Genomic DNA, 12,870 nt, shown 5'->3' with positions numbered 1-12,870 from the left:
AGAGCATACATTGCTTGATATCACGAATGCAGATGTGCTGGCTCAAGCACAATCCCAATTGTATAGGACTCGGGGACTTGTTGATCACATCAAACAATCTGATCTGTATTTGTTAAATTCATTTAGTTGTGAGGGTTTCGGAAACCGAAACCCTCTTGCTTCCTATTTTTTCTTTCGATTTGGTCTTTGTGTTAGTGCTGATCCAGCAGCAGTTTTGGCTGCTGGGCTCGATTTGCGGCTGCGAAGTACTTTGCTTGCAGCCGAGGCTGCTCTTTTGCTGGTAACTTCACTGTTTTTTTTAGGCATATCGTTTTCCTATTCCGCCTGAGTACAAAATTTGCCAAATCAGACCGAAAAAGGTACATAAAGCTTGTTAGAGCAGTTCTTTCTCGGTTTTGGCTTCCTCAACGAGAGGCGGTTAAGCTCGAAGAGAACTCTATTTTGAAGCGGGGTTTGCAGACCCCGCTTCAAACTTAATTGCAGTCAGCAAAGCACCTCCGTACCTCACCGTTTCCTACGAATTTTGTGAGTTGGCGATAGTTGCCACTCTCCTTGCGAATGCGGCCTGCCACGATTGCTGGATGCACGCTTGCTTGTTTCGCAATGGATAAAACTTTGGAGATTTTAGTAGATGGAGCCATTTGGTACTCCTGCCAAATGTCCGCAGGGATAAGCGCATCCAAAGCAATTTGATCTGCTTCTCTTTCTTTTTCCCAGCTTTCGTCGTGGTCGCTCTCATTCAGATTGAGGTCATCGACGAACATATTATCATCGTCGGTCAAGTGATGACCAATATGGGCCAGCTCATGCAATAAGCAGAACCAAAAATTATCTATGCGATCATATCGAATGGTGACCCCAACAACAGGGACACCCTCAACGGTGCGCATTGCAGCTCCATCGAGGTGTGTCTTAGGGAGGTGTGCGGCATAGACAAGTACAATGCCGTGTTTTGCCAGAAACTCTTTTGCTAGTTTAGGTCCTTCGTCAAACTGGCTGAGTCGTGCGACGTTCCGCAAAAACTCAGCAGTAATAGTTTTCTGATCGTATTTTGCAGTTAGTGGTTGGCTTCTGGCTTTAGCAAGAACATAGAGGCACCAAGCTTGTAGCGCGTATGGGTCCATCTTGGCATTACGACGGACGCTATTGTTTTTCCGATACATTGGAGCTGGTATCGCTTGTTCCCCGCAAGCACGCTCAATGAGGTCTCGCATAATCTCCTCAGCTCGATCTTTACAGTTCTTAGCTTGAGGTACCCAGCCAAGCTTAGCCATCTGTAACAGCGGGAATTTTTCCCAAACGACATCAGACATACTGCCGGGAAGTTTCGAATTTTCTTTTCCGATTAACACCTCGGCAGGAATCTCAAGGTGTTTGTTTAGTGCTCGGATCATTGCTAGCGTTAAAGAGCGTTTTCTGGAAAGAACCTCTGAAACTTTAGAGCGATTGCCAATGAAGGGTCCTAAATCTTTTTGAGAAAGACCTTCTTGCTCCATACGGAACTTAATTGCGTCAATTGGGTCAGGAAGATCAATAGGGTGATGTTTTGCTTCATAAGCTTCTACGAGCGTAGACAATACCTCAAGTTCATCTTGTGAGTGATCATCATCTGAAGCCTCGTCCATGAGAACTTCAATCCGCTCTAGAGCAGAGTCATAATCCGCTTCTGTTCTGATTGGGCGAATAAAGGTCATCTCAGACGTCCTCTGCATTAATCTTGTCGTATTCTTCTTGAGTACCGATAAACTTGATCATGACTATGCTGGCTTTGTAATTCAGCGAAACCACAAGTCTGTGTCGGTTTTCCGCAATGTTGAATACAACTCTTCCATTCTTCAAAACACTGGCATGCCTGTACTTAGCTTCGATATCTGATTGGCTATTCCAAGTCGTGTGAATTGCCTCATAATACCAACTATCCAAAGATGCCTTCGCATCCGGTATGCGATCGCCGTACTCGCGGAGTTTCCTTTTTGCATTAACGCGCATACTGATTGCTATATGCTCCCACTTTAGGGATAAAGTCAAACGTTCCCATTCTGAGAGTATATATTATGCGAGTCGTTTGGGATTTGCAATGATGTTACTGCTTCTCGCAATTTTAAACTCCTTCCTCCCTCACCTGCAACAACGCCCCATTGACACCGCATGCATCTACAGCCATCCTAACAACGAGGCTTCACAACCTCTATCAACGCGGTACCGCTCCCGTTAACTAGCGGATTTTTTGTGCCTTTTTTCTAAGGGCGCAAACCCTTTGCTATGAGCGGGAGGGCGGTGAATACAATACCTCCTTCGGGGGGGAATAAACTCGCCTGTCGTTGTCAGGTTGTGAACCTCCCGCTCGCCAGCGGGCCATCACAAGCTCGTTGCCGTTGCGGTTCTTCAACAGCCTACTACGAGGGCCTTGAGAATGGACGACACCGCATGCGCATGTAGCGCCACAAACACGCTTCAAAACGAAATTGACGAAGTCATCATAGCCGTCTCGGATTTGGAAAATCTGGCTTATATGCAGCAATTAGTGCTGAATGAGCGGATGCAGGAATGCCGGGAACGCGATGCTTTGTTCACTCTGCAACAAGCCTTACGCGACCGACTGGAAGCATTAAGAAAAACCTGCGGAATACTGGAGCGGGTCGCCCATCCGCAGCCAAAAAAATCCAAAATATCGCTTCTTGAATAAGCCAGTCTTTGCCTGACACTTATAACAGGCAAAACGGCTTAATCCCATCACGCGCGCAAAACCGGGTGTTCCAACCACCCGCCCGTGCGCACTCACGCACTGTGCCTTTCGATGCTCCGGCGATCTCACAACACCCCGTGTCATCGCCCGTGCACACAGCACAAAATGAGCATCCTGCTGGCCTGCGGCCGGGCAACTAAGCCCGCAGGTCAGCGCCTTGGTAAATATGACCCTAGCAGCACGAACAGGTGCGAGCCATTCCCCGGATCTAAGGAGTGCGGCGCCTGAGCTTGAAGCGAGCCATACTCTGTGCAAACCCCTTAGTCGGTTATCTCGATCTTTCCGCAGGCCTCATCAGAAAAGCTCTTTGGCTTCCACTGCTTACCTGCCAGATACGTGTAACAAACCTTGATTTTGTTGATGGCGACACTGCTGTTCACGTCACTATCTGCATCAAGCGGGTTCCTGTCGAGTATGACCAGATCAGCCACTTTGCCCTGCTCCAGCGTGCCAACCTTGTCATCAATCAGCGTTTGCTCGGCTGCAACGGCGGTGATGCCCTTCAGGTTCTCATAGATGGACCGACCATCCCGGTTTCCAGCCCACTTGCTGTCAGGCATATCTTTGACCTGACTGCCCTTGATATCTGGATAGACCCAGGTGTTGCGAGTGACCATCTGCTCAACATACCAAAGCGGATTCACCGGCGCGATAGGTGCATCACTGTGCAGCGTGAAGGGGATGTTATCGCGAACATCCAACGTGGTGGCATCCAACGTCGGCGCCCGCCCGTTAGGGTCTCCGTCCGCACCTAAATTATTGAGATCCTTGCCATCCAGCAGGCTAACAAACCCGCCACCCCAATACCCGACATGACCGGTAAGGTGCGACACGATGAAATTCAGAGGAAGGCCTCCCTCGTTTTTGCAATGCACCCGCCTTGCAACTTTGGTCAGCTCCCACAAATACTGCGCAACTGAACTGGGTGAAGTTGCAGGGTCCCCGCCAACCGTCGCGTGAATAAGCGTCACAGGATACTCGTTGCACCGTCCGGTACTCAGTCCCAATGTGGTGATCGCGACGGCCTTGATCGCCTTGTCGCCATTGGTGTGGATTTGAATCGGCCAGCCTTTGCTCCAGAAGGGTTGCAAAGCGGTCAGAAAGCTTCCATCCCCTCCGGCAATCTTGCTCAAATCCGGCTCTTCATCATTATCCGGCATAAAAAACTGATAGTTCGCGCCATGCGAGCCAGTAACGGCAGTCTTCTTGCCATTCTCCTCATCCACGCAAATGCCATTTATGTTGTAACCCTGAGTGAGATAAGCCGAGCATCCCTGCGTTGAACCATCCGCCCAGAACTTGATGCCCGTGGCACCGTAGCGACCCTGCGTGTTCTTTATCAGCGTCGTATTGCTCAAAACCTCCTCCGGCCACAAAGACGTCATCTCCGCCTCGGCAATCTGAACCGCTGTTTTGCTATGCTCACTGGGATCAATCGCCGTAGCCGAAATAAGCGTACGGATACGGAACGGGGCTGTGAAGTTGCCAGCCTCATCTTTATGCAGCGCAACATCTTTGTTGAACTGAATGATAGGAACAGTGAAGCCGCCGCCATTCACAATGGTCGTGACACCAGCCGCCGCAATCTTTTCAACCACCGGAGCAACGGCCTTGAGGCCTTCTTCGTAATCCATGAAGAAGAAGGGGCTACTGGCAGGCACTCCTGCCATCTCCTGAATTTTCGCGACAAACGGCCTGTAAGCCGCTTCTTCCTGCAATAAGCCGGAGTAATAGGTGTTCCCGTCCTGACCAGTATAAACCTGCCATTTGCCAAGAGGGTCTGGCGCAGGCATGTCCTTGTTCCTGTTTATCTCCGGCCCACAAGGCCAGGCAGTGCAGATGTTGGCAGCAACAAACGCATTCCCATTGACATAGGCAACGTGTTCGGACTGGTCCAGAATAAGCACAGGATGTTCATCTGCGCCCTCAACACTCTCACTGATTTCCTCAGCGGGATGGGAGCGGAAAGCAACAACGCGCTGGATCTCATCTGGTGTGACACCAAACCGTGAAGGATCAATGCCATTTCCCACAATCCAGGCCTGCTTTGTGGGCATCCCATCCGGCGCAAAAGGCACCCAGCGATTGGGTGCACTGTTCAGGACATTCCAGGTCCATTCAAAACCAGTCTCAATACTGCCATCATATTTGCAAACGGTTTTGTCTCTAAAACGCGGGTCAACTTGGTTGTCATAGGTGCGGTAGCTGTAAGGCTCTGGCAAACAAGGAGAAAGGTCAGCAACCGCAGCATAGTTCACCACAAGCGGCATATGCATATGTGGCTCAATAAAGCCGGGCATTAAGGTTGCTCCACCCAAATTGACCTTGGTGACAGCGCTGTCGGATAAATAGGTTTGGTAGTCTTCGTCCGACTTGAAGATCTCAGAGATTTCGCCATTTCGAACAATCAGCGCTTTGACTGTTTTGCGTTGATCCGCCTTCTCATCGGCCATTGTCAGAATATCGCCGCCATAAAAAAGCGTTTGCGGCTCAGCCTGCGCCTGAGAGAGCGCCATCATCAAAACTGCCGGAGCACAGGCGACCAAAAACGATGCCCGCCGTTTGACCGTGCTGCCTCTACGCCTGGCAGTTGGAAAGCAGATGGATGCAAGCATGAAAACCAAATCTCCAATTGATGACAAACACATAATTGCCAGTGGAGATTGTAATCTGATGTACGCTGATCCCTGATTTCAACCAACCCGCCGCAAGTTCCAGGCATGCCTTACAAAATCTAACCCAAGCCCCCCACAAAGAAGCCTTTCTTGAAAGAAAGTCTTATGTTTTAGGTCTACTTCACTTGCTCAGCCGACCAACCTATAACAAACGGAATAAAGAGAGGCATAGAAATGCCCTCTTTATTCGGGAACTGCTTTGTAAACCGCGGGCTTCAGCGAGAGGTTCTGCTCCAAAGGTGATCGCAGCTCGAAACAAGCGGGTTCCTCAGAGAAGTTGTAGACACGGACAAGCACAAACCGCTCCGGCTCATCTTCCGAAAAGCTCAGTTCATTCTCGGAGATGTAAAATGGTGTTTCCCGCCCACCATTCGTGGTCTTCACCTCAATGAGCCGCTCAGTACCATCAATTTCATAAGAGCGGATGTCATACCCAAGCCCATCGCCTTCCTCTTCAGAAGCCCAAATGACTTGCTCGGCTAAGTCAGTTCTTCCAGCCTTCTTCAGCCGTTGTTGCTCAAGTTGAACAACATACGCCTCACCTAGCTTGCCAAGTTCCCGATTGCTCGCATCCCGCTCTGCGTAATCCAGCTTTTGCGCCCGACGAACCACATTGCGAGGCTTAGTGAGCTCAATCGTCGAAGCTTGGGACGGTGGCGGAGCGATGTACTCCTCAGGTCCTTCATCAAGCTCCATTCGTTCTTCTGGAACTTGCTGCAAGTCCTCCTGTTGTCGTGCATCTAAGTGCCGTTGAACTGCATCTTTGAGAGATTTTTGATAATGTTCGGCTGGACTGAGGCCAGTGATCCATAGTTGATTGCGGTCTTCCAGAATAGCACTTACATTCTGCTGTTTCCGTCCAATGGCTTTCACCGATCTTGGAATAGAGCGCGCAAGTTCTCTCTGCCGAGCAGCCTTATTGAAACTCTGACCTTGAAGCCCCAACTTCAGCATTTCAAAATACTCAGCGACAAGAAGATCATTCTCCTCGTCTGTCCAATCATCTGCGCCCATGAAAATCTCAAATCAAACAATGTTTGAATTGAAGTTAGCACGTTCATTCTACAACCTTAAGTAGGTTTATGAGCCTTATCTCTCATCCCTCACATAAAGCTCGTGGGGCAATCCATCCTCTGTGAAGTCTTTGAAATAGCGAAAGCCTGCGCGTTGAGAGCAGTGGAGTGCAGAGGTGTTTTCGGGTCGGTGACCAACGCAAAAGAACTGATCCTCAGCGCAGACAAGCGGCTTCACATGCTCAACTGCAGCATTCAGCATGACTGTTCCTAGTTGTTGGCCTAGGGAAGCAGGATCGCCGATGTAGTAATCGAAGCTAACACCAGCTATTATGCCAATTGTACCGGTGCCGTACTCTGGAAAGTCGCGGTTCAGATACCATTGCAGATAATCGAAGGGCGCGCCGTTAAGCTCCGCGATCAGGCAGTTGGTTGGATGATTGTTCGAAACGCGGCACGCATAGCGCTCTGTTACTTGCTCAAGCGTGCTGGGCTCACGCTCATAAAAGGGCCGCAGATGGGGTTGGTTGAGCCATTCATGCAATAAAGGCATGTCCGAGACGGTAAGGGCCCTCAGTTGAACAGTGATGCTTTGCGCCTCGCTCATGACCAATGCCTCCGTTTTCCCTGCGTTCAAAACTCTAGCCCATCCAAACTTGCTCCAACAGGCCTCCAAATAAAACAAACCCCGCCATGAAAGACGGGGTTTGATAATATCCGGCGGACTTGCAGGCCATTAAGGCCGGCAGGATTACCTTGCTGGTCTACCAGCCGCAGGATTTGCCAGAATTTTGCTCGTCCAGATAAGCTTGGAGTGGAGCAAAATATTCAAGAATAGCTGTCGCGTCGGCTTCACGGCTTCCGGTGAAGGCCTCCAGGCTGTCCTGCCATGGAAGCGCAGCGCCTGTTTCCAACATGGCGTTGAACTTCTCGCCAACTTCCTTGTTGCCATAGATGGAGCACGCTGCCAGCGGTCCTTCCCACCCGGCAAGGCGACAAGCCTCACGGTAAAACTGGAACTGGAAGATGTGCGCCAGAAAATAGCGTGTGTACGGCACGTTGTTGGGAATGTGGTACTTGGCACCCGGATCAAACGCATCCGCAGCACGGTCAACCGGAGCCGCAACGCCTTGATACTTCTCGCGAAGGTCCCACCAACCGTCGTTATAGGTGTCTGGAGTCAGCTCTCCGTTAAACACCTTCCAGCGCCACTGGTCCACCAGCAAGCCAAATGGCAGAAATGCGATCTTGTCCAGTGCCTGAGCCAACAGGATGTTGGTGTTGACCTCTTCTGAAGCATCAAGAGGCAGAAGGCCTATCTGCTTCAGGTACTTAGGCGTAATGGACAGGCTCACCATGTCGCCAATCGCTTCGTGGAACCCATCGTTCGGGTCATCCTGATACATCGGCGATTGGTGATTATAGGCGCGCTGGTAGAAGTTGTGACCCAGCTCGTGGTGGACGGTATTGAAATCCTCCCCCGTCACCTCGGTGCACATTTTGATGCGCAGGTCATCCTTGCCATCCACGTTCCAGGCAGATGCATGACATTGCACATCACGATCACGCGGCTCGGTAATCAACGAGCGCTCGTAAAACGTCTCAGGCAGCGGGTCAAAGCCAAGCGAGGTGAAGAACCCCTCCGCCGTCTTCACCATTTTGAGCGGCGTATAGTTCTGCTCTTCCAGTAACTTGGTCAGGTCGTAGCCTTGCTCGTCCCCATCAGCAGCGACAAGCGGATAGATGTTGCCCCAGGATTGAGCCCACATATTACCCAGCAAATGCGCAGGAATTGGCCCGTCGGCAGGCACTTTATCGGCTCCGTAATGATCCGCCAGCTTATCGCGAACATAACAATGCAAGCTGTCGTAAAGCGGCTTCACTTCACTCCAGAGGCGATCAACGTCCTGCCGGAAATCATCCGGATCCATGTCGTACTTGGAGCGCCACATGGAGCCTGTGTCTTTAAAGCCAAGCTCGTGAGAGCCCTGATTGGCGATGCCGACCATCTCCGTGTACATGTCCTTCATAGGCGGAGAGACAGTGCGCCAGCCTTTCCAGACTTCCAGCAGTTTGTCGTAATCACGACTCGTCGCCATGATGCGGCTGAGCTTGGAAAGAGACAGCGCCTCGCCATCAAGCTCATACTTGCCCGTGCCGTAAATGGTTTCCATCTCGGTATTGATCTGCGCAAGCTTCTTGATCTTGGCAGGGTCATTCTCAGGGGCAGGCAACGTCAGGTTCAGTTTCAAAAGCTTCATTTTCCGAGCAAGGTCTGGCGGAAGGTCAAGGCCGTCATACTGCTTGGTCTGATTGGCAAGAGAAACGTAGAGCTTCGTGGTGCGCTCCGACATTAACGCATTCAGCCAGTTGGTGTCATAAGTGATGAAATTAGCATTCACCCAGGCAACGCGGCCCGCTTCCTCTCCGATCTCCTGAATGGTTTTTTCGGAGGTTTCAATAAACGTTCTCGCATCCTCAACGCTGACTTTCTTCTCGGCGTTAGCCTGTGCTGAACTCAGCGGAATGAGAGCGAGTGAAAGTGCGGGCAATACAGATAACAACCGCTTCAAGGCAGCCTCCCCAACCATGGCATATTTTAGAGATTTCAGATGCATTTCTAATGCATAATCTCTCTGTTATGCCGTTACGGTAAGGGTTTTATTCTGTAAGTCTAGCCCGTTTCATCGCGATATTTCTCCTATTTTTGGAGTGATCTAGCAAAATTATTGCATTAGCAATTTAGAAGAATCTTCAACACTGAGCCCGTTTCACGCACATAGCTGCAATGCCTGAAACGGTATAATGATTGCGTTTTAAAACGACATTTTGAGTAAGTGTCAGCCCTCCTTGCGAGTCGAGGCAAACTTCATGTCGTTCTATCTCCAGAAGTTGTTCGCTCTTCATTTGACACCGGATGATGACAAAGAAAACTCTGCTTCTGCTCTGGCAACGGTTCAAACATTCGCCGTAATGTTTGGTACCGCTCTCGCGGGCCGCATTGCCAACTCAGCCTTTTGGCTCTTCTCCAGTTTCGCGGTCTTTGGCATTCTCGGTATATTCAGCACATGCAAAATCACCAATTGGCATGCAAGTACCGACCTGAAAGAGGTTGAGACACACTTCTAACCATATGAAGAAAAAAGAAGTTCCGCCCCTATTCATGCTGCAGCCCTCCTAAAGATCTAGCAATGCATGCTTAAGGCAATCGTTAGATTTCTGGTTACCCTAAACGTAAGTTAGAAATCTCACTGTGATACCTCCCTCAAATCAATATGAGGAGAAGTATCATGTTGAGGAAACTAGGCGCAGAATTTGTAGGAACCTTTGCTCTGGTCTCCGCTGTGTGCGGCGGGGCATTGGTGTCCTATGCACCGGTTGAGTGGTATGGCGGATCTGGCTTGCTGGGCGTTGCCTTTGCGGTTGGTCTTTCCGTTGTCTGTATGGCTTACGCGTTCGGCAATGTGTCAGGTGCTCATTTCAATCCATCGGTGACCATCGGCCTTTGGGCTGCAAAACGGTTCCCAACCTCAGATGTGGTCCCCTACATCATCGCGCAGGTGATTGGCGGCACAGCAGCAGCCTTTGTATTCTGGATCATTCTCGCCCATGGCCCGGGCGACCCTCCGGGCTTTGCTTCCAACGGTTATGGAGAGCACTCCAACGGCGGCTTTTCTGAAATTGCGGTCGGCATTACCGAAATCACAGTCACAGCGCTGTTCCTGATTGTTATTATTGGTGCAACCTCCAAAAAAGCACCCGCAGCCCTCGCTCCGCTTGCCATCGGCCTGATGCTGACATGCATGCACATCATCGCGATCCCCATCTCGGGCGCATCTTTAAACCCGGCTCGGTCCACGGCAACAGCTATTGTCAACGGTGGTTGGGCACTGGACCAGCTTTGGTTGTTCTGGCTGGCACCAATAGTTGGGGCGCTCATCGGAGCGGCAGTTTGCTGGATCATCGGCACCTGTGGTCGTGAGGAAACAGATTAACCAACGGAGATGCAATCGTTTTTTGGCCTCCTTCGCAGTCAGGAACCTGTGAAGGAGGCTTTTATTATGAATGCACTCAATCCCCAGCTAGGGAAAAACCCTCAATTTAAAACTTGACTATTATATTCATGTTTATAAAACACGGATAGAAACAACGTTTGCAAAACGCAAACACAAGCTAGCCAAAGCAGCGTCTCAGCCAGCCACTCCCATAAAAATTCAGACTGAGGCGACCATGTCCAATTCGCGCTATTCCCGTGCGGCCCTCCTGGCCAGCACAACCCTCTCGCTCGCCCTGATTTCTGCGGCTGTTTCAGCACAGGAAGCTACACAGCCTGTTGCTGCCGACAGTCCTGCAACCATGCTGGATGAAATCATTGTTTCAGCAGGTAAAGAGAAGGTGGCGATTGATACACCTCAGGCTGTGACTTCAGTCTCTCAGGAGCAAATTGAAGCAGCCCAAGCAAGCACATTGGGCGAGATCCTCGATGCGGTTCCGGGGATCACCACTATAAATGCTGACAATGCGCTGGGGCAGTCATTGAATATTCGTGGTATTGGCGGAGCATTCGCATCCGACGAAAACCGCATGATCATGCAGATTGATGGCGTAACATCGTTCTTTGAAATGTATCGAGCAGGCTCTTTCTTCTTTGACACTGAACTGTTGAAGGAAGTTGAAGTGCTCCGTGGCCCTGCATCTTCAACCTTGTTCGGTTCCGGTGCACTTGGTGGTGTCGTTAGCGCACGAACAAAAGATGCGAGTGACTTCCTCAAAGGTGATGATAGGCTAGCGGTGCGCACCAAAGCTATGTGGGATTCTAACGGCAATGGTGCGCGGAGTACAATCACAGTTGCTGCACGGCCGTTGGAAGATCTGGAGATGCTTCTGAATCTGAATTATGGGCGCGATGGTGATTACGATGGCGCTGATGGTCAGGAGCTTAGCAACTCGCGTATGACTGATCTTTCAGGCCTTGCGAAGCTGAAATACAGCTTTGGTGCTGACAAAGACCAGTCTCTTATTGCAAGCTATTTCAACGTCGAAAAATCTGGTTATGGCCTGTATGATCAGACTAGATATGATCCAACCTTTGGGCTAGCTGATCAAGTAACCAGTGAGCAGCAGGCATTGTTGGCCTATGAAAATACTTTTTCTAATAATGATTTACTTGATTTCAAGGCTCAGATTTCTTGGAGCCAGACTAATCGCGAACTAAAGAATATTACAGTACCTTACATTATCGGATCTGAAGCTGAATACACTTACAATAACTGGCAGGCAAAACTCGAAAATACCTCTGAATTCAAATTCTCTGATGGGCTCGAAACGTACCTAACATATGGTATTGAAGGTCAGTATCGAGAACGCTTGAACCCTCGCCTGAAGACCAATGGAACGGTACAGCCCGGCTCCTCATCTCATCCAGAAGGTGAAACACACACTCTTGGTGTGTTCGGGCAGGCTGAGTTTGTAATTCATGACCGCCTTACACTCATTCCTGGAATGCGTGTTGACCATTCTCGCCTGAAGCCGGGGACTGGCGTGGCTCTGCGTAAAGATCTGGATGAGACGGCCTATTCTCCAAAACTTGCAGCAATTTATGAGCTGACAAACTGGCTGAATGTCTTTGGTTCTGTTGCACACACAGAACGCATGCCAGTTTTGGATGAAGTTTTCTCGGGTGATGGCTTTACCGATCTTGGAAAAGAAAAATCTAACAATTTTGAAGCTGGCTTAGGCTTTAAATTCAATGACGTATTGTTGGAGAATGATAGCCTTCGCTTCAAAGTAACGGGCTTTTACAACAACATCGACAACTACCTCTATTCCTCTCGCGATCATGCAACGGGCAAGACAATCACAACTGCTATTGATGAGGCGCGGATCAAAGGCATCGAGTTAGAAGCAGGTTATTCCTCTGACAGCTGGTACGGCAATCTAGGTGCTTCAGTCACACGGGGTGACAACCTTTCTGATGATGAATATCTGGATAGCGTTGCGGCAGATAATCTTTTCCTTTCAGTAGGGTATAAGATTACCGACTATAATCTGGATGTTTCCTGGCGCTCTGACCTATACGCAGAACAGGACCGCGTGAACGATGCTGACGATGCTTCACCAGGTTATGCGCTGCACAGTGCGCGTTTAGCCTGGAAGCCTGAAGATGGATTCCTTGCAGGCTCAGAAGTGCGCGCTAGCGTGACTAATATTTTCGATCAGAAACACACAGCGCATCTGAGTGAAACCGAAGGCAAAGGTCGGTCCTTTAAGCTTAGCTTGGTGAAAACGTTTTAAGCCTCTCTTCGGTGCGCTGCAAATGCAGTGTGTCTGGCAATGCTGGTGAGACAGGTTTGCCAGAATGAGGCTAGGCCTTCTGTGGCGGAAAGGCCGGGATCGGCGGGGAAGAAATTCTCCGCCGTTTTCTTTTGTAACTCAA

General features: G+C 50.0%; 10 protein-coding genes. 4 read left to right on the top strand and 6 right to left on the bottom strand.

The window, feature by feature from the left end; all coding sequences use genetic code 11:
• Positions 1–473: 473 nt before the first annotated feature.
• Positions 474–1,694 (bottom strand): hypothetical protein, encoded by a 1,221-nt coding sequence (locus tag PsW74_RS30195; RefSeq protein WP_063286259.1) that lies wholly within the window; start codon positions 1,692–1,694, stop codon positions 474–476.
• A gap of 1 nt (position 1,695) precedes the next feature.
• Positions 1,696–1,989 carry a type II toxin-antitoxin system HigB family toxin gene (locus PsW74_RS03925; protein ID WP_063286469.1) on the bottom strand — a complete coding sequence of 98 codons (294 nt, stop codon included), beginning with the start codon at positions 1,987–1,989 and terminating at the stop codon, positions 1,696–1,698.
• A gap of 424 nt (positions 1,990–2,413) precedes the next feature.
• On the opposite strand from PsW74_RS03925, the gene PsW74_RS03920 reads away from it, so the two are divergent.
• Entirely contained in the window at positions 2,414–2,686 is a 273-nt protein-coding gene (locus tag PsW74_RS03920) for a hypothetical protein (protein WP_063286260.1), read from the top strand.
• A 320-nt stretch (positions 2,687–3,006) separates the two neighbouring features.
• Here PsW74_RS03920 and PsW74_RS03915 read toward each other — a convergent pair whose 3' ends face one another.
• From PsW74_RS03915 to PsW74_RS03900, 4 genes are all read right to left on the bottom strand, one after another.
• Positions 3,007–5,361 carry an amidohydrolase family protein gene (locus tag PsW74_RS03915; protein WP_063286261.1) on the bottom strand — a complete coding sequence of 785 codons (2,355 nt, stop codon included), beginning with the start codon at positions 5,359–5,361 and terminating at the stop codon, positions 3,007–3,009.
• 243 nt (positions 5,362–5,604) lie between these two features.
• Positions 5,605–6,435 (bottom strand): DUF3883 domain-containing protein, encoded by an 831-nt coding sequence (locus PsW74_RS03910; RefSeq protein ID WP_063286262.1) that lies wholly within the window; start codon positions 6,433–6,435, stop codon positions 5,605–5,607.
• Between the two features lie 75 nt (positions 6,436–6,510).
• Positions 6,511–7,041: a GNAT family N-acetyltransferase gene (locus tag PsW74_RS03905; protein ID WP_063286263.1), complete on the bottom strand. Its 531-nt coding sequence runs from the start codon at positions 7,039–7,041 to the stop codon at positions 6,511–6,513.
• Positions 7,042–7,198: 157 nt separating this feature from the next.
• Positions 7,199–9,007 (bottom strand): M2 family metallopeptidase, encoded by a 1,809-nt coding sequence (locus PsW74_RS03900; RefSeq protein ID WP_153041638.1) that lies wholly within the window; start codon positions 9,005–9,007, stop codon positions 7,199–7,201.
• Positions 9,008–9,305: 298 nt separating this feature from the next.
• Here PsW74_RS03900 and PsW74_RS03895 point away from each other — a divergent pair, with 298 nt between their 5' ends.
• From PsW74_RS03895 to PsW74_RS03885, 3 genes are all read left to right on the top strand, one after another.
• Entirely contained in the window at positions 9,306–9,563 is a 258-nt protein-coding gene (locus tag PsW74_RS03895; protein WP_063286264.1) for a hypothetical protein, read from the top strand.
• A gap of 161 nt (positions 9,564–9,724) precedes the next feature.
• On the top strand, positions 9,725–10,429 hold the full coding sequence (aqpZ, locus tag PsW74_RS03890) for an aquaporin Z (RefSeq protein WP_063286265.1): 705 nt from the start codon (positions 9,725–9,727) through the stop codon (positions 10,427–10,429).
• A gap of 235 nt (positions 10,430–10,664) precedes the next feature.
• Positions 10,665–12,728, top strand: coding sequence for a TonB-dependent receptor (locus PsW74_RS03885; RefSeq protein ID WP_063286266.1), 2,064 nt, complete (start codon positions 10,665–10,667; stop codon positions 12,726–12,728).
• Positions 12,729–12,870: the final 142 nt, after the last annotated feature.

Source organism: Pseudovibrio sp. W74 (assembly GCF_001623085.1).
Classification (GTDB): Bacteria; Pseudomonadota; Alphaproteobacteria; order Rhizobiales; family Stappiaceae; genus Pseudovibrio.
The sequence above is the reverse complement of the archived record's forward strand: the minus strand, read 5'-3'. Positions and strand labels throughout refer to the sequence as shown.

Excerpts from the sequence above, each read along its gene's own strand:
- PsW74_RS30195 (WP_063286259.1), bottom strand. The coding sequence starts at position 1,694 with ATGACCTTTATTCGCCCAATCAGAACAGAAGCGGATTATGACTCTGCT.
- PsW74_RS03925 (WP_063286469.1), bottom strand. The coding sequence starts at position 1,989 with ATGCGCGTTAATGCAAAAAGGAAACTCCGCGAGTACGGCGATCGCATA.
- PsW74_RS03920 (WP_063286260.1), top strand. The coding sequence starts at position 2,414 with ATGGACGACACCGCATGCGCATGTAGCGCCACAAACACGCTTCAAAAC.
- PsW74_RS03915 (WP_063286261.1), bottom strand. The coding sequence starts at position 5,361 with ATGCTTGCATCCATCTGCTTTCCAACTGCCAGGCGTAGAGGCAGCACG.
- PsW74_RS03910 (WP_063286262.1), bottom strand. The coding sequence starts at position 6,435 with ATGGGCGCAGATGATTGGACAGACGAGGAGAATGATCTTCTTGTCGCT.
- PsW74_RS03905 (WP_063286263.1), bottom strand. The coding sequence starts at position 7,041 with ATGAGCGAGGCGCAAAGCATCACTGTTCAACTGAGGGCCCTTACCGTC.
- PsW74_RS03895 (WP_063286264.1), top strand. The coding sequence starts at position 9,306 with ATGTCGTTCTATCTCCAGAAGTTGTTCGCTCTTCATTTGACACCGGAT.
- aqpZ (WP_063286265.1), top strand. The coding sequence starts at position 9,725 with ATGTTGAGGAAACTAGGCGCAGAATTTGTAGGAACCTTTGCTCTGGTC.
- PsW74_RS03885 (WP_063286266.1), top strand. The coding sequence starts at position 10,665 with ATGTCCAATTCGCGCTATTCCCGTGCGGCCCTCCTGGCCAGCACAACC.